This is a genomic window from Ohessyouella blattaphilus, from assembly GCF_024721265.1.
In the GTDB taxonomy this organism is placed as follows: Bacteria; Bacillota; Clostridia; order Lachnospirales; family Lachnospiraceae; genus Aequitasia; species Aequitasia blattaphilus_A.
Map to the genome: position 1 here is coordinate 36,800 of NZ_JAMXOC010000016.1, position 20,725 is coordinate 57,524.

The following is a 20,725-nucleotide window of genomic DNA, read 5'->3' on the forward strand; positions in this document are numbered from 1 at the left end:
CTATCTTGACAGAAAGATAGTTGGGGTTTATAGTCTAAGTATGAACATATGAACAATCATTCATATATAGGAGGATGAAGGATGAAACATACTTATGCTATTGAAAACCTTGATTGTGCTCACTGCGCAGCGAAGGTGGAGGAAAAGATACAGGCTTTGCCCCAGGTAAAGACGGCTAGTTTGACGTTTGCAACCAAGAAGCTAACGGTGGAGAGCGATGAGAAGAAGGGGCTTACGAAGCTCCTTATCGATACCGCTAATACGGTGGAATCTGGGGTGAACTTTACGGAGCTTGAAGAAAATAAAGTTGTCCGTAAAAAGAAAAAGAGTATTTTTAGCGAACACGGTAAAGAGATTGCCCAGCTAATACTAGGCGCCCTACTCTTTGTAATCGGTATGCTAGTAGGAGAAGCGTATCCAGTTCCCAGACTTGTGATTTTCATGGTTGCGTATTTGATTCTTGGTCTGGAAATTGTCATTCAGGCGGCAAAGAATATCGCTAAAGGCCAAGTGTTTGACGAGAACTTTCTGATGAGTCTGGCGACGATTGCCGCTTGTGTAATCGGTGATTATCCGGAAGCGGTAGGCGTTATGTTGTTCTACCGGGTCGGTGAATTTTTCCAAGACTTAGCAGTCGAGCGGAGCCGTAGCCAGATTATGGAAGCGGTGGATTTAAGACCCGAGGTGGTTCTTCTTGTAGAAGAGGGAGATGTACGGGAAATCCCTTCGGAAAGCGCGAAAGTGGGTCAAATCTTAAAGGTGCGCCCAGGGGATCGGATTCCTCTTGACGGGGTAGTGGTAAGCGGCGAAAGTCGTATTGATACTTCACCGATTACCGGTGAACCGGTTCCTCGTAGTGTAGGTGTGGGAGATGAATTAATCTCTGGTTGTATTAACAAGCAGGGAGTGCTCACCATGAAGGTGGAGAAGCCGTTGTCTGAGTCCATGGTTACGAGAATTCTTAACTCAGTGGAAAATGCCGCAGCGATGAAGCCGAAGATGGATAAGTTTATCACGCGTTTTGCGAAAGTGTATACGCCGATTGTGGTGGCGATTGCCCTTTTGACAGCCATTGTTCCTTCTCTTATTACCGGAGAATGGTACCACTGGGTGTATACGGCGATTACATTTTTAGTTATTAGCTGTCCTTGTGCCTTAGTCTTAAGTGTGCCACTAGCCTTTTTCTCAGGCATCGGCGCGGCCTCTAAGCGGGGGATCCTTTTAAAAGGTGGGCTGGCAATCGAAGGGTTAGACAATGTTAAAGCGGTGGTTATGGATAAGACAGGTACACTGACAAAAGGTGAATTTGTCGTTAAAGAAGTGAAGAGCTACGGTAAATTATCAGAGAAGCAGATTCTAAATATCGCTGCAAACTGTGAGCAAAGCTCCACCCATCCAATCGCTGGCAGCATTTTGGTAGCGGCTAGTGAGCGGCATCTGCAACTGGTTTCTCCCAATAGATTAGAGGAAATCTCTGGTAAGGGTGTGGCTGCCGAGTTTAATGAAGGCACGGTGTTAGCAGGAAACGCCGAGTTATTAGAGCTGTATCAGGTGGCTGTACCGGCGGAAGTTGCGGAACTGGAAGGCACGGTGGTACTAGTAGCTATTGCTGGCAGATTCGAAGGGGCGATTGTGATTGATGATACCTTGAAAGAAGATGCGAAAGAAGCTGTTGCTGAATTGCACGGGCAAGGTCTCTACACAGCCATGCTCACCGGTGATGGTGAAAGTGCAGCGCAGGCAATGGGCAATAGAGTAGGAGTTAAGCGGATTTTTTCCAAATTATTACCTCAGGACAAGCTGCAAAGATTAGGAGAACTTCGTAGTGAGATTGGTCCGGTGCTCTTTGTAGGTGATGGCATTAACGATGCTCCCGTTCTCGCAGGCGCTGATGTAGGCGCGGCCATGGGCGCTGGTGCTGATGCGGCTATTGAAGCAGCTGATGTGGTCTTTATGAATAATACGGTGACAGCGATACCGAAGGCTATTCGGATTGCCAAAGCAACGGGAATGATTGCTAAGCAGAACGTGGCGATTGCTCTATTGGTTAAGGCGATCATTATGATTCTTGGCTTTTTAGGATTTGCGAACATGTGGTTAGCCGTTTTTGCCGATACTGGAGTAGCGCTTATCTGTGTGCTTAATTCCGTTCGTATTCTGTACAAAAAATTCTAATGGTAAAATGACAACCTTTTTGTGGTATAATATAGAAAGTGACGGAAATAATTCCTGCCCAAAGAAGAGGTAGAAGATGAAGCAAAGTGATCTATGCTGTTCTCACGAAGGTTTGCATGAAGAGGCGCTTGCGAGCGTTAAGTCAGCTTTTGACTCACCGGAGACATTCGGTGAGTTAGCTGGCTTTTATAAAGTGTTTGGCGATGGGACGCGGGTACGTATTCTTTGTGCTCTGATGATTAGCGAATTGTGTGTGTGCGATTTGGCGGAGCTTTTAGAGATGAGCCAAAGCGCGATTTCCCATCAGCTGCGAGTGCTTAAGCAAGCAAAACTAGTAAAGAACCGACGTGACGGCAAAACGATTTTTTATTCACTTGCAGATAGTCATATTCAGACGATTATCTGTCAGGGGATGGAGCATATTAAGGAGTAAATTGATGAAGAGAAGTTGGCGAGTGGTACTTATGCTAGCGCTACTTTCTTTGGTCTTCGTAAGCTGTAAGCCAAAGGAGTATGTGAAGGATGGGTATGCCTACTTAGAAGAAGGTGAGTATGAGAAGGCGGTATCCGTTTTCGAAAAATCAATCGAAAAGGAACAAGAAATAGGGGAAGCAAATCTAGGACTTGGTACGGCCTACTATCAGCAAGAGGAGTACGAAAAGGCCTTAGCCGCCTTTAAAGAAGCACTGGCAAGCGAGGCGACCTTTCGTGCCACTACCTATAATTTAATGGCTGTTTGTGAGCGGCAATTAGGGAACTTGCAGGCGGCGATTAATTATTACAACTTTGGCCTTCAGCAAGAAGAGGTAGAGACCAGTCTTCGCCAGGAGATGAAGAAGGGGCTAATTACCGCCTACGAAGAAAGCGGCGACTTAGCTAGCGCTCTTAAGTTTTTACAGGAATACGTAGGCGAGTTTCCTGAGGATAGTGAGGCTCAGAAGGAATTGGATTTCTTACAGACCAGATAGGATAGTATATGATCGAATACAATGAGAAAAAAGAAAAAGTAATTTTAGTCGGGGTGGCTCTGGGAAATAAAAGCGAAGAGGACACCCTGTCTTCGTTAGATGAGTTAGAAGAATTAGCTAAGACAGCTGGCGCTGAGAGTGTGGGACGGATTATTCAGATCCGGGATCAGTTTCATCCCCAGACCTACGTCGGAAAGGGGAAGTTAGAAGAGATTAAAGATCTGCTTTTTGAACAAGAAGCCACCGGCATTATCTGCGACGACGAGCTCTCCCCAGTCCAGACCAGAAATCTAGAGGAAGCCTTAGATGTTAAGGTTCTTGACCGGACGCTGGTCATTCTTGATATCTTTGCTGCGAGAGCTTCCACTAGTGAAGGGAAGATTCAGGTAGAACTTGCTCAGCTTAAATACGCCCAGACCCGGCTAACGGGACGCGGGACGTCTATGTCTAGACTAGGTGGTGGAATCGGCACGAGAGGACCAGGAGAAAAGAAGCTTGAACAGGATCGGCGTCTGATTAAAAGCCGAATCGCTCTGCTTAACCGGGAGCTAAAGGACGTGAAAAGGCACCGCGAGGTTACTAGGGAAAATCGCAGCAAAAAGCAGCTTCCGGTAATCGCTATCGTAGGTTATACCAATGCGGGGAAATCGACCCTTTTGAATTCCTTGACGGATGCGAAAATCTATGCGGAGGATCAGCTGTTTGCCACCCTTGACCCAACTACTAGGAGTCTCCAGTTGGAGTCTGGGCAAGAGGTGCTTTTGACGGATACCGTTGGCTTTATTAGAAAGCTTCCCCATCATCTGATCGAGGCCTTTAAAAGTACTCTGGAAGAGGCGAAGTACGCCCAGGTGATTCTTCACGTGGTGGACGCATCTTCAGAGGAAGCCGATGTGCAAATGTATACGGTCTATGAGACCTTGGCCGAATTAGGAGTCACGGGAAAACCGGTGATTACTGCCTTTAATAAGCAGGACTTGTTAACAGAGAAAGTGAATTTGCGAGACTTTAAAGCGGACTTACGGGTGGAGATTTCCGCAAAGTCGGGCTGGGGCTTTACGGAGCTTTTAGCGGCGATTGAAACCGTGCTGCGAGAGCAGAAGCAATATATCGAAACTCTTTACGGCTTTCATGAGGCAGGTAAGATTGCCTTAATCCGGAAATACGGTGAGGTGGTGCTCGAAGAGTACACCGCAGATGGTATTCTAATTAAAGCATATATCCCTAAGAATATGGTGGGAAAAGTAAAGAGCGAGAGTGAGGATTAAAGATGGCACTTCAGTTTGTGTTTGGGCCGGCCGGTTCGGGAAAGTCGTCTTATGCCAGGGACTATGTGATTAACGAGTCCCTAAAGCGACCGGCGGAAAATTTCATTATGGTTGTTCCGGAGCAGTTTACCTTAACGATGCAAAGGGATATCGTCTTAAGTCACCCGCGTAAAGGGATTATGAACATTGATGTTCAGAGCTTTATGCGGCTGGCTTTTCGTGTTTTTGAAGAAACAAAGACACCAAAACTAGCGCTTCTCGATGACGAAGGCAAGAATATGGTAATCAGAAAAGTGGCCGGTGACCTAGAGGCGAAGCTGATCGTGTTAAAAGGGAATATGGATAAAATTGGCTATATCGAAGAGGTGAAGTCGGTTTTTTCTGAATTTACCCAGTATGAAATCGATGAAGATAGGCTAGGCGAGATAATGGAGGAGCTTCCGGAAAAAGGGCGACTGTATTATAAGCTTCAGGATTTACAGGTGCTTTATCAAGGCTTTAACGACTACTTACGGGAGCGGTACTTAACTAGGGAGAGTCTACTAGAGCGCCTAGCGGAAGCTGTGCCTAGTTCGGAGCTGGTAAAGAACACCACGTTTGTTCTCGACGGCTTTACTGGCTTTACCCCTGTGCAGGAGCGCCTGTTACAGGAACTCCTTAAATACAGCCGCGACGTGGTCATCACCGCGACGATTGACGAGGGTAGCAATCCTTATAGCAATCCTCATCCGTATCAGCTTTTTGCCCTAACAAAAAAGATGGTTAGCAATTTGCAGAAAAAAGCGCAAGCAGCATCCGTCCAGATGAGCGACCCGGTCACCTTGTTTGGGAAGACGAACAGTCGCTTGGCAGAAAATCCGGTACTGGCTCATTTGGAAGAGAATATCTTTCGCAGCAGATATCAGAGATACCTAGAGGAGCCAGAGTGTATTCGCCTTTTCACAGCGCGAAATCCTAGGGAGGAAGCGCTATTTGTGGCCGCTCAGATTCACAAGCTGGTCCGGGAGGAGAACTTGCGCTTTCGCGATATCGGGGTGGTCTGTGGCAACATGGATACCTATCGGGAGCACTTAAGCCAGGCCTTTTTAAGCTACGGCATCAATGGCTTTGTGGATCAAAAGCGAAGCATTTTAAATAATCCTTATGTGGAATACGTCCGGAGTTTTATCAATATCTATACCGATAGCTATAGCTACGCTAGCCTGTTGCGTTTCTTAAAAACTGAGCTCTCGCAGGTTACCGGCGATCAGGTGTCGCGCCTAGAAAACTACTGCTTAGCCTTAGGTCTTAAGCAGTACGCTAAGTGGCAGAAGCCGTGGACGAAGGTGCTAAAAGGACAAAACGAGGAAGAACTGGTGTCTTTAAATGCCACTCGTCAAGAGGTGGTTGCTCTCATTGAAGGCTACCGGACAGAATTTAGAAAGGCCAGTAAAAAAGTCCTGACGATTACAGAGCAAATCTATAACTTCTGCGTCCAGGAAAGGCTTCAGGAGCGGTTAGAAATAGAAGCGGACAAGCTAGAGGAGCAGGGTAGCGCCTCTTTAGCAAAAGAGTATCGTCAGGTCTATGAAATCTTAATTAGTCTTTTAGATAAGTTTGTCGATCTCCTAGGCGATGAGGTGATGGGGATGGCAGAGTATTCCGCTCTTTTTGATGTGGGTCTTCAAGAGGCTAAGGTTGGGGTAATTCCCCCGAGTACAGATCAGGTGATGACCGGAGATGTGCAGCGTAGCCGTTTTGATGAGTTGAAAGTGCTGTTTTTTATCGGGGCAGGTGATGACTGTATTCCAGGCGCGTTACTTACGAATGGTCTCTTGGGGGAGAGTGAACGTAGAGAGTTTTCTAAACTGGGCGTAAATCTTGCCCCGGGTAGCAGTGAGAAGGTTTTTGTGCAGAAGTTCTACCTTTATACCATGCTGGCGAAGCCTCGGGAGTCGCTGTATCTTTCCTATGCGAAAAGCAGTATGTCGGGAACGAGTATTAACCCCAGCTATCTTTTCGGAGAGATGAAAAAGCTCTTTCCGGCTCTTAGCGTTACCGATATTGATATCTTTTCCTATTGGGAAAAGGAGTATACAAAGGCCAGTGCTCTTTCGGAGATGATTGGCATTATCCACGCCCCAGAGCGGGAATTAACGCCTTCTCAGCTAGAGTTTTTCCGCTTTTTTGCCAAAAACCACCGGCCTCTTTACGAAGAGATGATAGCGGCTTGCTTTTACCAAAAGCGAGATAGCCATCTGCCGGAAGAAGTGGCGAAGGCCCTATACGGTCTAGAGCTTAAAGGGAGCGTTACCCGGATGGAGAAGTTTGCCAATTGTTCTTACGCTCATTTCTTGGATTATGGTCTGCGTCTTAAGGAACGGCTGGAGTTTGAGTTTGAAGCTATGGATATGGGAAATATCTGCCATGAGGCTTTAGAGCGTTACGGCCTCAAGATCGAGGAGAATCAAGAAAGCTGGCTCGGTCTTTCGGAAGAAAAAAGAAGCGCTTATTTAGATGAGAGCTTAGAGGCGGCTATTGCTGACTATAATAATGATATTTTAGAAGCCACTGCGCGTAACCGGTATATGGTAGGGAAAATGCGCTCGCTTCTAGACCGCTCGATTTGGGCCCTGAGTAAGCATTTAGAGGTTGGCGATTTTAAGCCGGCGCTCTATGAGTTTGGTTTTAACGAAGGCAAAATCGATAGAATCGATCTGTGTGAAGCCAAGGACCGGGTATATGTCAAAGTTATCGACTATAAAACCGGAGCGAAAAGCTTTGATGTGTCAAGCCTATATAACGGCTTATCGCTGCAATTGATGTTTTATTTGGATGCTTCTTTAAAGGAAGTAAAAGCAGGGGAACCCCAGAAGGAAGTGGTGCCAGCAGGAGCGTTTTACTTCCAGGTTAAAGATCCGGTGGTCGCCAAAAGTCATTTGGAAGCTGTACAGGCAGAGAAGCTTAAAGAGCTGAAGGTTGACGGGGTGATTAATAGCGACGGGGCTGCCCTTGCCCACCTAGATAAAGAGATGGTAAACGAGTCGGTGGTTCTAAAGATCCGCCGCAATAAGGACGCTTCCTTTGCCAAGGGTTGTAAAGTCTTTGACACGGAAGAGATTCAAACGATGATGGACTATGCCAAACGGGTGGTGGAAGAAGGGAAGACGCGAATTCTCGCAGGCGACGTAGAGGCCAGCCCTTATAGCTGTGATTACTGTAATTACCACGATGTGTGTGGGTTTACAGAAGGGCAGTTCGGCTATGAAAAGAAGGAAGCGCTAAAGGCGGATTCGGAGGAGCTTTTAGCAGAGATGAAGGAGGCGCTTGCAGGTGGCGATTAAGTACACGAAAGAACAACAGAATGTCATCGACTACCGGGACCGTAATATCTTGGTGTCGGCAGCCGCCGGTTCCGGTAAGACGGCGGTCTTAGTGGCGCGGATCATTGACCGGGTGACGGATAAGACGGCTCCTTTTAGCGTGTCAGAACTACTAGTGGTCACTTTTACAGAAGCGGCTGCTAGCGAGATGAAGGCGAGAATTGGGAAGGCCATCGAAGAGGCGTTAGCGGCTGATCCTGACAATCAGCATTTAAAAGAAGAAGCTATTCTTATTAATACGGCGGCAATCTCCACGATTCATACGTTTTGCCTAAACGTTATTAAAGATCACTTCCACGAGATTGATCTTGACCCGACCTTTCGGGTGGCGGAAGGGGGCGAGCTGACCCTCTTGCAAAATGAGCTGTTTGAAGAGCTATTAGAAGAAGAATATGAGAGCGGGAGTCCGGCTTTTATGAATTTTGCGCTAGCTTATGGCGGCAAACGAGACGATGGCAACTTGATTCAGATGCTTACCGATCTCTATTTGTATGCCCGCAGTTTTCCTGATGATAAAGGGTGGCTTAAAATGGCCGCCGCGCTTTATGACTGCACAAGCGTGACTGAGCTAGAAGCGTCTCCGCTGGTTAGGCAGATTGTCGAGCAAACTCACCTTGAGCTAACGGCGTGCCTAGAAATGTACGAGGAAGCGCTAGCCCTCACTTACCTAGAGGGTGGCCCGGCTCCTTATCAGGAAACGTTAGAGCAGGAACGGGACTACGTCTTATCCTTATTAGGTTTAAAGTCGTATGAAGAGTTAAATACCGGCTTTCGCCAGCTTACCTTTGGCAAAATCGGGGTGGTTCGCAACAGCAAGCAGGTTACCTACGATGGGGATTTAAAAGTAAGGGTAAAGGCCCTTCGCGACGCAGGCAAAGGGGTTTTGGAGCGTTTGCTCGTGACGTACTACTTTCAGAATACCCAGGAGATGCTCGATGATTTTAAAATCAGCCACATCCATGTCAAGGAAATTGTCCGCTTGGTACTGCTCTTTGGCGAGCGTTTTGCCAAGAGGAAGCGGGAGCTGGGAATTATTGATTTTTCCGATATGGAGCATTTTGCCCTTGATATCTTAACGAGGGGAGCGGAAGCTGATTTTGCGCCTAGTCAAGTGGCAGAAGGGTACCGGAAGCGCTTTAAAGAGATTATGATTGATGAGTATCAAGATAGCAACCACTTGCAGGAAGCGATTTTCGGAGCGGTGGCTGGCGATTATAACACCTTTATGGTAGGGGATGTGAAGCAGAGCATCTATCGCTTCAGACTAGCTAGACCTGAGCTTTTCGTAGGTAAGTACAACCGGTATTCGCTAGCGGAAAGTAAGGAACAAAGAATTGACCTGCATAAGAACTTTCGCAGTTCGAAAGAGGTTATCGACACTGTCAACTACCTCTTTAAGCGTCTAATGACAGAAGCCATAGGCAGTGTCAATTACGATGAAGGAGCCGCCCTCGTTCAAGGGCGTGAATTTGCAGAGGATGAGAATCGCCAGACGGAAGTCTGCTTAATTGATGGGAGTGGGTCTAGAGAAGCCGATGCCTTGGCTCTAGAAGCCAGTCAGATTGCTCAGCGCATCAAGGGACTCCGGGCTCAGAACGGGGCCAACTACCGGGATATTGTTATTTTGCTTAGAAGTGTCAAAGGGGTAGGCGAGAGGCTACGAAAAGAATTAAGCGCCAGGGGGATACCGGCGTATGTGACCTCGAGAAGTGGCTATTTTAAAACTAGGGAGATTCGGTTGCTCCTAGATTATCTGAAGATTATCGACAATGGTTATCAGGATATTCCGCTAGCGGCCGTACTGTTATCTTACTTTGGAAAAATGACAGAGACAGAGCTAGCTCAGATTAAAAGTCACTATCCTCAGAAAAGCTTTTCCGAGGCTGTTTCTTCTTATATAGAAGAGGGAGAGGATTTGGTAGCGGAAAAGCTTAATGAGATCCTTTGGCAAATCGCTGAGTTTCGTAGGGAAGCGAAATATATGCCCATTCACGAAGTACTTTCTTCTATTATAATGAAAACTGGTTATCTAGACTACGTTCAGGCGTTACCAGGCGGCCAGCAGCGCCAGGCAAATGTGCTGATGCTCCTAGAGAAGGCCAGAAGCTTTGACGCGTCTAGTTTTAAGGGCATTTATCATTTTATCCATTATATCGATCAGCTGGAGCGATATAATGTGGATGAGGGGGAAGCGGGACTAACCGATGAAAATGCTGAGGTGGTGCGAATTATGAGTATTCACCAGAGCAAAGGCTTAGAATTCCCTTACGTCTTCGTCTCGGCACTGGGGAACCGTCTCGGCGGACGATCCAGCAACCCGCTGGCTAAGAGCGTCAAGCTAGGGATTGGTATCGATATGATTGATACGTACCTAGGGGTCAAGCAGATCGGCCTGATTAAAAATACAATTGAAGCCCAGGAGCGTTTAGAATCTCTAGGGGAAGAACTACGGGTTCTCTACGTGGCGTTTACTAGGGCAGAGAAGAAACTAATTCTGACCGGCTTTGTCTCTGACTATGAGAAAAAATTCGGGCACTTGGAGCGTACGCCTGGCACAGAGGCAAGCCTACCCTATCATTTGGTAGCCGGTGTCAGCACGTATCTCGATATTCTTTTACCGGTATTACTAGGAGAAGATAAGATTACGCCGGTGAGTTTGGCGGTGCTTCCTTTTGGCATGGTTAGGGAGGAAGAGGATATGACCGTGCTGGAGAGCTATTTTACCCAGGAGAGTCTCTTGCATCTTAACACCGAAGAGGTGTATGACCAGTCCTTAGCCGATCTTCTTGAAGCCCAGACGAGCTTTGTCTACCCCCACCAAGAGGAGACGAAGATTAAGAGTAAGATTAGCGTCTCTGAGTTAAAGAAGCTAGCCTACGCCCAGGCGATCGCCGAAGAGGAGGACGAAGATAGTGTTCAGTCACTGATTGAAGAGCCAGTAGTAAATCCGCTGATTCCCAAGTTCATGAAGAAAGAAGAGGCCCTTAGCGGTGCCCTTAGAGGGGATGCCTATCACCGAGTCTTTGAGCTTCTGGATTATACCCGGGAATATGACGATGTTACAATTACCCAGCATTTATCCACTTGGGTTAGCGAAGGAGCCCTATCTGAGCAGGAAGCAGCGGTGGTGGCCCCGGCGGATATCGTCGCATTCCTCCAGAGTGCATACGGAAAAGCTATGCAAAAGGCGGCAAAGGCGGGCAAGCTCTATAAAGAAAAAGCCTTTTTTATCGCTCGCCCGGCAGCGGAAGTCTACGGTGTTGCTAGCGACGAGTGGACGTTGATTCAAGGGATTATTGATGTTTACTATGAAGACCCGGAAGGGCTAACCATCCTTGACTATAAGACGGACCGGGTTACGGATGTGGGAGAACTTAAAACCCGCTACCAAGAACAGCTCCATTACTACGGTCTCGCCCTAGAACAAATCACGGGAAAGAAAGTAAAAGAGAAAATAATATATTCAGTTACCTTACAAGAAGTGTGTTCCGTTTAAATGGAACACATTTTTTATAAAAAAATAGCTGTCTTAGTTGACAAGCAATATTATACGCCGTATAATATGTTTAACAAAACAGTATTATAGTGAAAAAAGAGGTGAATATTATGGTCTTTAACACAGGGGCGGCATTACTTGATGCGATTGTCCTGGCCACTGTATCCAGAGAAGAAGAGGGTACGTATGGATATAAAATCACACAGGAGGTCCGCGGGGCAATCGATGTTTCCGAGTCCACTCTGTATCCCGTTTTAAGAAGGCTGCAGAAGGATGAGTGCTTAGAAGTGTATGATAAGCAGATTGATGGCCGAAATCGAAGGTACTACAAGATTACGGAAAAAGGTGGAGCGCAGTTAAACCTTTACCGGATAGAATGGAAGAACTATACCAGAAAGGTAAATAATATTTTTGAGGGAGGTGCGATAGCATGAGTCGCATAGAATTTATGAATGAGTTGGCGGCACTACTAGCGGACTTGCCAACAGATGATAGAAACGATGCGCTGGCATACTATAATGATTACTTTGATGCTGCCGGTGCGGAGAATGAAGGGGCGATTATTAGCGAGCTAGTTAGCCCAGCGAAGGTGGCAAAGACGATTAAGTCTGAGCTTGGCGGAACGATTAAAGAGGATCAGGAAAGCAGTGATGTTTTGCCAGAAAAGTACGAAGAGATGCCGAAGGATAAGAATAATCTTCTTAAAATTATTTTAATTATTGCCGGTGTGTGTATCCTGGCACCGATTATCTTACCAATAATTTTCGCGGTGTTTATCACCGTCGTCAGCTTGCTTTTTGCCGTGTTTATGTTCTTCGTCTCATTAGTGATAGCGGCGGTGGCAGTGATTATATGTGGAATCAGTCTAATTGTGGCCGGTATCTTAATGATAATCCCTGAGATTGCCGCCGGTCTAGTATGTATCGGGGTCGGGCTATTGTTAACAGCGGCGGGCTTAGTGGCCACTCGTTATACGGTAAAGCTTTGTACAGTTGTCTTCCCAGGCCTAGTACGTTTTACGGTGGATATTTGTAGAAGACTAGTTGGCATGACAAGAAAGGCGGTGGCCTAAGGTGAAAAGAGGAACGAAAATATTTTTAAGTGTCTGCGGAATTATGGCCGCTGTCGGCTTAGTAGTTAGTATTGTGGGCGTTTCTTTAGGAGCAACGAGGGAAGGGCTTATCTATTCTTTGAATCGCTACGGCAGCATTGGTCCTATGAAATTCGGCACCAGCAGCCTGGGTTACGAAAGCGATGATGACTGGGATAGCGATGACCAGTTCGAAGAAATTACTGCCATTAGCGGCGAGCGTACGTTTAAAAACGTCAGCTCATTGGCGATTGATTGTACATACGGCGCAGTTGATATCGTTACCTACGAGGGAAGCGACATTAAAGTGGCAGAAGGCAGCGGCAGAGGTACGGTTAGTTGCGAGTTTGACAATGAAGATAAGGAATTAGAAATCGAAGTAAAAACGATCAAGCGTGCATGGTTTACTAATACTTCGGGAAAAAAGGTTAGAGTATATATTCCAGAAGGCTATCGCTTCAATCAAGTGAGTATGGAAGTGGAAGCTGGCGCAATTAATACAGAAGCGCTGGAAACAGGACTTCTCGATGTGGAAGTCGGTGCTGGTGAAAGTGTTATGGAGGGCGTTAAGACGGACAATCTAAAGGCCGAAGTCGGGGCTGGACGCTTAGAAATTTACGGAACGGTTAGTCGCGCAGGATATATTCACGGCGGCGTCGGTGAAGTGGATGTCGTGCTAACAAATAGCCTTACGGATTTTGACTACAGCCTTAAGTATGGCATCGGTGAATTGGTACTGGGCCATGAAAGCTATGGCGGTATCGGCGGCCAGAAAAGTATCAACAATAACACCGGCAAACCTTTTGAAGTAGAAGTCGGTGTAGGTAGTGTATCAGTAACATTCGAGTAGAAAAGGAGAAGATTATGGAACAGAAAAAATTATACAGATCGATTAACGACAGACAAATTTGCGGTGTGTGTGGTGGCTTAGGCGAATACTTTAGAGTAGATGCCACTTTGTTACGACTTGCCGCTGTGCTCTTTGCTTTTGCAAGCTGCGGGACCGCGATTCTGGCTTACTTTGTGGCCGCGGTTATCATTCCTGATGGCCCAAGATAAAGGTATGACAGAATTGTTAAGAATATTAATTAGTATTACAAGGCTGTAAACTCTGTTGAAAAGGCTTACCGGGTCTGCTATAATTCAGAAATCGAATTAGGAGCAGGTGGGTACATGAGCAAAACAATAGAAATTCTCGGTATCAATATAAATCGAATGAATAGTAAAGAGGCTCTGCGGAAGGTGAATGCGCTTTCTGGTAAAGAGCCTTTAGCTATTGTGGAGATTATTACCAGCGAGGAGTTGCTGAGCCTAGAAGAAAGCCAGGAGTTGAAAGCGGAAATGAAGACGTTCGATCTGGTCTTAGCAGGTGATAAAGGGCTTTTAGAGGCCGTCTCCCTTACGGAAGAGCGCTATCTGCCACTTTTGCTCCGGCAATTACAAAGGAATCATAGCCGGGTGTTTGTTTTGGCGAATAATGAAGGGGAGTGCCGAGAGTTCGCCGAGTACCTAAGGAAGGATTACGGAATTGTGAGTCTAGCTGGGGCGGCGGTTTTATCGGCTGAGCATCGGGACGACGATCTGCTAGTTAACGCCATTAACGGTAGCGATGTGGACTGCGTACTTTCCGTTCTTGCCTCGCCTCTGCAAGAGGACTTTATAGTTAACAATAAAAAGTCTTTAAACACCAAGCTTTGGCTGGGAACTGGAGATGCATATAAGAAAATGGACCGGGAAGAGCGGGGAATAGGGAAGCTGACCGCGTTTATCAAACAGCGGATTTTCAAGAAAAAGATAGGGGATAGTGCCCCAGAATAGTGGCTATTTTACGCATTTAAGAGGAAATCAACAAAAAAACTGGATTTCCTCTTTATTTTTTTGTCGATTTGTATTAAGATATACTATGACTATGCGGTTTTACCTATAATGAGAATAGAAAATTGTGAAATATGCATATGTCAATGAGCGAAGGAGGCTAGTATGATATCTAATCAGATACTTCAAAATACGATAGAAGGGTTGAAGGCGATTACGAAGGCCGATATCTGCATCTTAGATGTAGATGGCAAAGTAATTACAAGTACGATGAGCGCATCTGAATCCCATGAAACACAGGTGGTTTCTTTTGTGAAGTCTCCGGCGGATAGCCAAGAGATTCAAGGGAACCAATTTTTTAAGGTGTTTGATGACCACCAGCTAGAGTACGTACTGCTAGTTAGAGGGAATTCAGAAGATACGCACATGATCGGAAAAATTGCCGTTTTCCAAATCCAGAATTTATTGGTAGCTTATAAAGAGCGTTTTGATAAAGATAATTTTATCAAGAGCCTGTTGCTTGACAATTTGCTATTGGTAGATATCTATAATCGTGCCAAGAAATTGCGCATAGAAACAGAGGTTCGCCGCGTTGTTTTCACGATCGAGACAACGAGGGAAAGAGAATCCAGTACCCTAGATAATATTCGCCGTCTTTTGGGAAATAATACAAAAGATTTTATTACTGCAGTTGACGAGAAGAGTACAATTGTGGTAAAAGAATTAGATGGCAAAGATGGGCCGGATGAGTTGAACAAGATTGCGACACATTTTCATGATATGCTTCTGGAGGATGGGGATAGTCGCGTACTCGTTTCCTACGGAACGATTGTGGATGATATCCGCGAAGTATCAAAATCGTACAAAGAAGCGAAGCTTGCCCTGGATGTAGGTAAGATTTTCTTCGACGAAAAGGAGATTATCGCTTACAGTACGCTAGGAATAGGAAGACTGATTTACCAGTTGCCAATTCCGCTATGCAAAATGTTTATTAGAGAAATTTTCGAAGGCAAATCTCCAGACGACTTTGATGAGGAGATTTTGACAACGATTAATAAATTCTTTGAAAACAACTTGAACGTATCCGAAACGTCTAGACAGCTATACATCCACCGGAATACGCTAGTGTATCGGTTGGATAAGCTCCAAAAGAGCACCGGCCTGGATTTGCGGGTGTTTGAAGACGCCATAACTTTCAAGATTGCCTTAATGGTAGTCAAATACATGAATTATATGGAGTCATTGGAGTACTAGTAATTAGGAGGTTACAATGATTGAACTAAAAGAAATTACGAAGGAATATTCTAAAGGCATCGCGGCTTTAAACGGTGTCAGCTTGCAGATTAAGCAAGGAGAATTTGTCTTTGTTGTTGGTGATAGTGGCTCAGGTAAATCGACTTTGATTCGCTTGATTATGAAGGAGTTAGAACCTACTTCAGGCACTATTATTGTGAATGGTCAGAACCTAGAACGCATGAAGCATCGCAAGATTGCGATGTACCGCCGCAATATCGGCGTTGTCTTCCAGGATTTCCGTTTATTGAAAGATAGAAACATTTATGAGAATATTGCTTTTGCTCAGCGCGTTACCGAAAAACCAACGCGGGTAATTAAGCAAAAAGTACCGGCAGCACTATCGCTGGTTGGTCTGGCGCAAAAGTACAAGTCGTTCCCGAAGGAATTATCAGGTGGAGAGCAGCAGCGAGTGGCGATTGCAAGAGCGATTGTTAACGAACCGGCGATTCTTCTAGCCGATGAGCCGACAGGAAACTTAGATCCGAAGAACTCGTGGGAGATCATGAAGCTTCTTGAAGAAGCCAATGAAAGAGGGACAACGGTACTTGTAGTAACCCATAATCAAGAAATCGTAAACGAGATGCAAAAGCGCGTAATTACGATGAACAAGGGTGTAATTGTCAGCGACGAGAAAAAAGGTGGGTATAAGCATGAAAATTAGTACAATGGGATATACCTTCAAACAAGGCGTGAAAAATATTAGACGTAACAAAATGTTTTCCGTTGCGTCCATCGCCACGATGGCGGCCTGTATTTTTCTTTTCGGTGTTTTTTACTCCTTATTGGTGAATTTTTCCCACACGATTAAAAAAGCGGAGGAGACCGTAGGTATTACGGTGTTCTTCGATGAAGATTTATCGAAAACGAGAAAAGACGCAATTGGCGACACCATTAAAGGATTAGAAGGTGTTAAAGAAGTGAAATACGTCTCTAAGGAAGAGGCCTGGGCAGATTACGTTGAGGACTATTTCGAAGGAAACGAAGAGTTAGCAGGTGGCTTTAAAGAAAATCCTCTGGCAAACTCCGATCACTACGTAGTAACTATGTCCGACGTTTCCCAGCAGCAGACGCTAGTAGATAAAGCGGAAGATATGAGTGGAGTGCGTAAGGTTAACCGCTCAGATGTGGTGGCAAAGACGTTTACCAGTGTGAACCGGATGATTAGTGTGGTTTCGGCGGTAATTATCGGAATTCTCTTAGCAGTAGCGATTTTCCTTATCAGCAACACCGTTACGATGGGAATTACCGTTAGACGAGAAGAAATTGCGATTATGAAATATATCGGGGCAAAAGACAGCTTTGTGCGGGCACCGTTCGTTATCGAAGGATTGATAATTGGTGCGGTTGGTGCTATAATACCGCTAACTATTCTTTATTTTTCTTACGAGGCGATTATCGGCTACGTGAAGACCAAGTTTAGTTTGCTCAACAATTTGATTACGTTTTTACCAGTTAACGAAGTTTATCGGACACTTTTACCAGTTGGCTTATTGCTAGGGGTAGGAATCGGCTTCTTGGGAAGCTTTTTCACAATAAGAAAACATCTAAGAGTGTAATACACCACAGGGGGTTATTTATGAAAAAAGGGTTTAGAAAAATTGCGATTTTAATGAGCTTTATCGTGTTCTGTTCGCTAGGTCTAAATGTTAATGCGGATGAACTTTCTGACGCGGAGCAACAAAAGAAGGCGCTAGAGGAAAAGAAACAAGCAGCTGAAAGCGAGAAGAATTCGTTAGCCGCGACGCTTAGTGCCACGGTTGCTGAGCTAGAAGAAACACGGATTAAGACTCATGAAAAGCATAATGAAGTGATTGAAAAAGAAATCGAATTAGAGACGGCAAGGGTTACCGCTAATGACCAATATGAAGCGATGAAGAAGCGGATTAAGTACATTTTTGAAGGTGGCGATTTGCAGTTTATTACCATGCTCGCAGAGTCAAAGGATATGAGTGACCTGATCAATAAGGCAGAGTATATTAAGACGACCTCAGAGTATGATAGAGATATGCTGAACGAGTATCAAGCGACAGTAAGTAAGATTGAGGTGCAAGAAGCCGAGTTAAAGGCCGAGCACGCCAAGCTTGAAGAGATGCAAGTGGGGTTAAGTGCTAGACAGGCTGAGTTTGAAAGCTTATTAGCTTCAAAAGAAGCCGAACTTGGTGGCTTAGATAAAGAATTACAAGACCAGATTGCTCATGTGGAAAGCATTAAGCAGGCCCAATCAGAGGCGGCGGCAGCTACCGATAATTCACCAGGATACGTTAGTGGTGGTAGCAGTGTGGTTACCGGAAACGGTACATTTACCCATCCAGTGCCAGGTTCGCCGATTACCAGTCCTTTTGGCTGGCGGACATCGCCGATTACCGGTGGTTCGGAGCATCATAACGGAGTAGATTACAGCGCTGCAGCAGGCACACCGGTATATGCGGCAGCAGACGGTGTAGTAACGGTAGCAAGTTACCATTACTCAGCAGGAAACTGGATTCATATTAACCACGGTAACGGGTTAGTGACCATCTATATGCATGCGAGCTCTTTCGTAAGTGGCATCGCTCCAGGAACGACGATTACGAAAGGTCAGCATATTATGAATGTTGGTTCAACGGGTGATTCTACCGGTGCTCACCTTCACTTTGAGGTGCGTCAAAACGGAGTGGCAGTTAATCCATTACAGTTCTTATAAAGGGTAAATGAATGTATAAAAGATTACGAAAAGGGGCGCTACTTAGCGCCCTTTGTATATTATTAATAACTGTGCTGGCAGGGTGTAGCATCCTTCAGAAGAAAGATGTACTAAAGGAAGCACAGACAGAAGAAGCACTTGCGGATGTGGATACGAAGCTGAATCTATTAGAAGAGTATATCGAGCAGGTGTATCTTCATGATGTGGACGCCGATAAGCTTAAAGAAGGTATCTACAAAGGCTTTATTGCTGGTCTTGACGACCCCTACTCCGCGTATTATACCGTCGAGGAAACGAAGCTAATGAACGAGTCCAACAGCGGTCAGTATAGCGGAATTGGTGCTCTTTTAAACCAAAACCGGGAGACGGGAGCCATTAGTGTGGTCCGGGTATATGCGGATTCGCCAGCAGAAGAAGCGGGACTTCGAGCAGGGGATATCTTTCTTAAAGTGGGCGATAGAGAACTGACTTCCGAAGATGATTTAAGTGAAGTGGTGACCCACATTAAAGGCGAGGAAGGAACAGAAGTTACCTTGACGATGTATCGCACCAGCGAAGAAAAGGAATTTGAGGTAACGGCTACTCGGAGAAAGTTAGAAGTAGAGACTGTGACCGCCGAGATGAAAGCTGACAATATCGGCTATTTGGTCTTATCTGAATTTGACCAGGTAAGTTATGACCAGTTTAAGCAAGGGGTTGAAGATCTAGAAAGTCAAGGGATGACCAGCTTAATTGTAGATTTGCGGGGAAACCCAGGTGGTAGTCTGCAGATTGTGGCGGACATTTTAGATAGGATGCTACCAGAAGGTCTAACCGTCTATATGGAAGACCGGGACGGGAAAAAGACAGAATTCACCTCTGATAAAGAGACAGAGTTTACGAAACCTTTGGTGGTCTTAGTAGATGGAAATAGTGCCAGTGCTTCGGAAATCTTTGCCGGGGCGATTCAGGATTACGGTCAGGGTACGATTATGGGCACGAAAACCTATGGAAAAGGCGTAGTTCAGGAAATCTTCCCGCTAAAGGACGGCAGTAGCTTGAAGCTCACGATTGCGGAGTACTTTACGCCCAAGGGTCGTAGCGTGGAGAAAGAAGGCATTACTCCTGATGTGGAAGTGAAGTATGAGTATAACGAAGCGAATCCGGATCAGGATAACCAACTGGACGAGGCAATCGCTTTTCTACAAAATGAACAGAATAAATAGGATTTTGGGGGATGTTTTTTGCATTCCCTTTTTTCTATGCCTATGGTAAAATAAAGACCGTAGGTAGCGGAAAGGAAATAGTAAATGAGTCTGTTAATAAAGAATGGAAAAGTCATCAACCCGGCCACGAACACTGAGGACATTCTAGATGTTCTTCTTGAAGGTGAAAAGGTCGTAGCGGTGGCGAAGAATATAGAGACGGAGGCAGAGAGGGTAATCGATGCCTCTGATTGTTATGTAATGCCAGGTTTTATCGACCTCCATGTACACTTTCGCGATCCCGGACTGACGTACAAAGAAGACCTGCGAACGGGCGGGATGGCGGCGGTAAAAGGCGGGGTCACCACCGTGGTGGCAATGCCTAATACAAAGCCGGTTATCGATACGAGAGAAAAAGTCGAGGCGGTAAATGCCCGGGCGCTAAGTGAGTCGCCTACGAAGGTGATTCAGTTAGGAGCCGTTACCAAAGGGCAAGAAGGAAAAGAGCTTTCCGAGATTGCCGCCATGGGTAGTGCGGGTTGCTTTGGCATTAGTGAAGATGGCAAGTCGGTTATGGATTCGGGCCTTTATAAAGAGGGCATGAAAGTGGCAGCTGCTAATGACTTGGTGGTTTTTGCCCACTGTGAGGATATCAATCTGGTAAAAGGCGGCGTGGCCAATGCGGACGAAAATGCGAAGCGTTTAGGTCTAAAAGGGATTACTAATAGCGTGGAAGATGTGATTGTGGCCAGAGACATTATTTTGGCCGGCGAGGTAAAAGGCAAGTTGCACCTATGCCATTGCTCTACGAAAGACAGTGTACGGATGGTTAAAGAAGCGAAGGAAGCAGGAATCCGGGTAACGGCAGAAGTGTGTCCTCATCACTTTATCCTCACTACTGATGATATTAAAGAAGATGACGGTAATTTTAAAATGAATCCCCCACTACGAACGAAGGCGGATGTTCTGGCACTTAGGGAAGGACTTAAAAGCGGCGTTATCGATGCCATCGCCACGGACCATGCGCCTCATAGTGAAGAGGAAAAGAAGGTAGGCTTTGCCAAAGCAGCTTTTGGTATTGTTGGTCTTGAGACTAGTGCGGCTCTTACCTATACAGAACTAGTGCTCCCAGGAGTTCTTAGTATTATGCAGATGGCAGAGCGGATGAGTGTCACGCCGGCAAAGATTCTCGGCCTTAGTGACCGGGGGAACATTGCTCCCGGAATGAACGGTGATGTGGTGATCTTTGATCCTGAGAAGGAAGGTGTCATCGATAAAAATAACTTCGTCTCAAAAGGCAAGAATACCCCTTTTGATGGCCGCAAGGTGAAAGGCGAAGTAAGAGTAACCATAGTGGATGGAAACGTAGTGTATGAGCGTGAATAAAA

Annotated in this window: 17 protein-coding genes; all 17 read left to right on the forward strand. The window is 45.8% G+C overall.

Annotation, left to right across the window (positions count from 1 at the left end; translation table 11 throughout):
- Nucleotides 1–81 precede the first annotated feature (81 nt).
- On the forward strand, nt 82–2,175 hold the full coding sequence (locus NHH16_RS10595) for a heavy metal translocating P-type ATPase (protein WP_262069575.1): 2,094 nt from the start codon (nt 82–84) through the stop codon (nt 2,173–2,175).
- A 76-nt stretch (nt 2,176–2,251) separates the two neighbouring features.
- Nucleotides 2,252–2,608: an ArsR/SmtB family transcription factor gene (locus NHH16_RS10600; RefSeq protein WP_262069576.1), complete on the forward strand. Its 357-nt coding sequence runs from the start codon at nt 2,252–2,254 to the stop codon at nt 2,606–2,608.
- A gap of 4 nt (nt 2,609–2,612) precedes the next feature.
- Nucleotides 2,613–3,143: a tetratricopeptide repeat protein gene (locus NHH16_RS10605; protein ID WP_262069577.1), complete on the forward strand. Its 531-nt coding sequence runs from the start codon at nt 2,613–2,615 to the stop codon at nt 3,141–3,143.
- An 8-nt stretch (nt 3,144–3,151) separates the two neighbouring features.
- Nucleotides 3,152–4,411, forward strand: coding sequence for a GTPase HflX (hflX, locus tag NHH16_RS10610; protein WP_262069578.1), 1,260 nt, complete (start codon nt 3,152–3,154; stop codon nt 4,409–4,411).
- Nucleotides 4,412–4,413: 2 nt separating this feature from the next.
- Nucleotides 4,414–7,734: a PD-(D/E)XK nuclease family protein gene (locus NHH16_RS10615; RefSeq protein ID WP_262069579.1), complete on the forward strand. Its 3,321-nt coding sequence runs from the start codon at nt 4,414–4,416 to the stop codon at nt 7,732–7,734.
- Nucleotides 7,724–11,269 (forward strand): helicase-exonuclease AddAB subunit AddA, encoded by a 3,546-nt coding sequence (gene addA / locus NHH16_RS10620; protein ID WP_262069580.1) that lies wholly within the window; start codon nt 7,724–7,726, stop codon nt 11,267–11,269. Before NHH16_RS10615 ends, addA begins: the two co-directional genes overlap by 11 nt.
- 110 nt (nt 11,270–11,379) lie before the next feature.
- Nucleotides 11,380–11,703, forward strand: coding sequence for a PadR family transcriptional regulator (locus NHH16_RS10625; protein WP_262069581.1), 324 nt, complete (start codon nt 11,380–11,382; stop codon nt 11,701–11,703).
- The gene (locus tag NHH16_RS10630) at nt 11,700–12,341 is read left to right on the forward strand and encodes a DUF1700 domain-containing protein (protein WP_262069582.1); all 642 of its coding nucleotides are present in this window, start codon (nt 11,700–11,702) and stop codon (nt 12,339–12,341) included. The genes NHH16_RS10625 and NHH16_RS10630 overlap by 4 nt, the downstream gene beginning before the upstream one ends.
- Nucleotide 12,342: 1 nt before the next feature.
- The gene (locus NHH16_RS10635; protein WP_262069583.1) at nt 12,343–13,209 is read left to right on the forward strand and encodes a DUF4097 family beta strand repeat-containing protein; all 867 of its coding nucleotides are present in this window, start codon (nt 12,343–12,345) and stop codon (nt 13,207–13,209) included.
- Nucleotides 13,210–13,223: 14 nt separating this feature from the next.
- Nucleotides 13,224–13,418 (forward strand): PspC domain-containing protein, encoded by a 195-nt coding sequence (locus tag NHH16_RS10640; protein ID WP_262069584.1) that lies wholly within the window; start codon nt 13,224–13,226, stop codon nt 13,416–13,418.
- A gap of 114 nt (nt 13,419–13,532) precedes the next feature.
- Complete coding sequence (locus tag NHH16_RS10645; RefSeq protein WP_262069585.1) at nt 13,533–14,177, forward strand: WecB/TagA/CpsF family glycosyltransferase; 645 nt, start codon at nt 13,533–13,535, stop codon at nt 14,175–14,177.
- Nucleotides 14,178–14,339: 162 nt separating this feature from the next.
- A complete protein-coding gene (locus tag NHH16_RS10650; RefSeq protein WP_262069586.1) occupies nt 14,340–15,428 on the forward strand; it encodes a PucR family transcriptional regulator in 1,089 nt (362 codons plus the stop codon).
- Between the two features lie 16 nt (nt 15,429–15,444).
- Nucleotides 15,445–16,131, forward strand: coding sequence for a cell division ATP-binding protein FtsE (ftsE, locus tag NHH16_RS10655; protein WP_262069587.1), 687 nt, complete (start codon nt 15,445–15,447; stop codon nt 16,129–16,131).
- On the forward strand, nt 16,121–17,026 hold the full coding sequence (gene ftsX / locus NHH16_RS10660) for a permease-like cell division protein FtsX (protein WP_262069588.1): 906 nt from the start codon (nt 16,121–16,123) through the stop codon (nt 17,024–17,026). Before ftsE ends, ftsX begins: the two co-directional genes overlap by 11 nt.
- A 20-nt stretch (nt 17,027–17,046) precedes the next feature.
- On the forward strand, nt 17,047–18,153 hold the full coding sequence (locus NHH16_RS10665; RefSeq protein WP_262069589.1) for a murein hydrolase activator EnvC family protein: 1,107 nt from the start codon (nt 17,047–17,049) through the stop codon (nt 18,151–18,153).
- Nucleotides 18,154–18,164: 11 nt separating this feature from the next.
- Complete coding sequence (locus tag NHH16_RS10670) at nt 18,165–19,358, forward strand: S41 family peptidase (protein ID WP_262069590.1); 1,194 nt, start codon at nt 18,165–18,167, stop codon at nt 19,356–19,358.
- Nucleotides 19,359–19,442: 84 nt separating this feature from the next.
- Nucleotides 19,443–20,723 (forward strand): dihydroorotase, encoded by a 1,281-nt coding sequence (locus tag NHH16_RS10675; RefSeq protein WP_262069591.1) that lies wholly within the window; start codon nt 19,443–19,445, stop codon nt 20,721–20,723.
- Nucleotides 20,724–20,725: the final 2 nt, after the last annotated feature.

What these genes read in the sequence shown, in the direction of transcription:
- NHH16_RS10670 (WP_262069590.1), top strand. Translation starts at nt 18,165, where the DNA reads ATGTATAAAAGATTACGAAAAGGGGCGCTACTTAGCGCCCTTTGTATA.
- hflX (WP_262069578.1), top strand. Translation starts at nt 3,152, where the DNA reads ATGATCGAATACAATGAGAAAAAAGAAAAAGTAATTTTAGTCGGGGTG.
- NHH16_RS10645 (WP_262069585.1), top strand. Translation starts at nt 13,533, where the DNA reads ATGAGCAAAACAATAGAAATTCTCGGTATCAATATAAATCGAATGAAT.
- NHH16_RS10600 (WP_262069576.1), top strand. Translation starts at nt 2,252, where the DNA reads ATGAAGCAAAGTGATCTATGCTGTTCTCACGAAGGTTTGCATGAAGAG.
- ftsX (WP_262069588.1), top strand. Translation starts at nt 16,121, where the DNA reads ATGAAAATTAGTACAATGGGATATACCTTCAAACAAGGCGTGAAAAAT.
- NHH16_RS10640 (WP_262069584.1), top strand. Translation starts at nt 13,224, where the DNA reads ATGGAACAGAAAAAATTATACAGATCGATTAACGACAGACAAATTTGC.
- NHH16_RS10665 (WP_262069589.1), top strand. Translation starts at nt 17,047, where the DNA reads ATGAAAAAAGGGTTTAGAAAAATTGCGATTTTAATGAGCTTTATCGTG.
- NHH16_RS10605 (WP_262069577.1), top strand. Translation starts at nt 2,613, where the DNA reads ATGAAGAGAAGTTGGCGAGTGGTACTTATGCTAGCGCTACTTTCTTTG.
- NHH16_RS10675 (WP_262069591.1), top strand. Translation starts at nt 19,443, where the DNA reads ATGAGTCTGTTAATAAAGAATGGAAAAGTCATCAACCCGGCCACGAAC.
- NHH16_RS10650 (WP_262069586.1), top strand. Translation starts at nt 14,340, where the DNA reads ATGATATCTAATCAGATACTTCAAAATACGATAGAAGGGTTGAAGGCG.
- NHH16_RS10595 (WP_262069575.1), top strand. Translation starts at nt 82, where the DNA reads ATGAAACATACTTATGCTATTGAAAACCTTGATTGTGCTCACTGCGCA.
- NHH16_RS10630 (WP_262069582.1), top strand. Translation starts at nt 11,700, where the DNA reads ATGAGTCGCATAGAATTTATGAATGAGTTGGCGGCACTACTAGCGGAC.
- NHH16_RS10625 (WP_262069581.1), top strand. Translation starts at nt 11,380, where the DNA reads ATGGTCTTTAACACAGGGGCGGCATTACTTGATGCGATTGTCCTGGCC.
- ftsE (WP_262069587.1), top strand. Translation starts at nt 15,445, where the DNA reads ATGATTGAACTAAAAGAAATTACGAAGGAATATTCTAAAGGCATCGCG.
- NHH16_RS10615 (WP_262069579.1), top strand. Translation starts at nt 4,414, where the DNA reads ATGGCACTTCAGTTTGTGTTTGGGCCGGCCGGTTCGGGAAAGTCGTCT.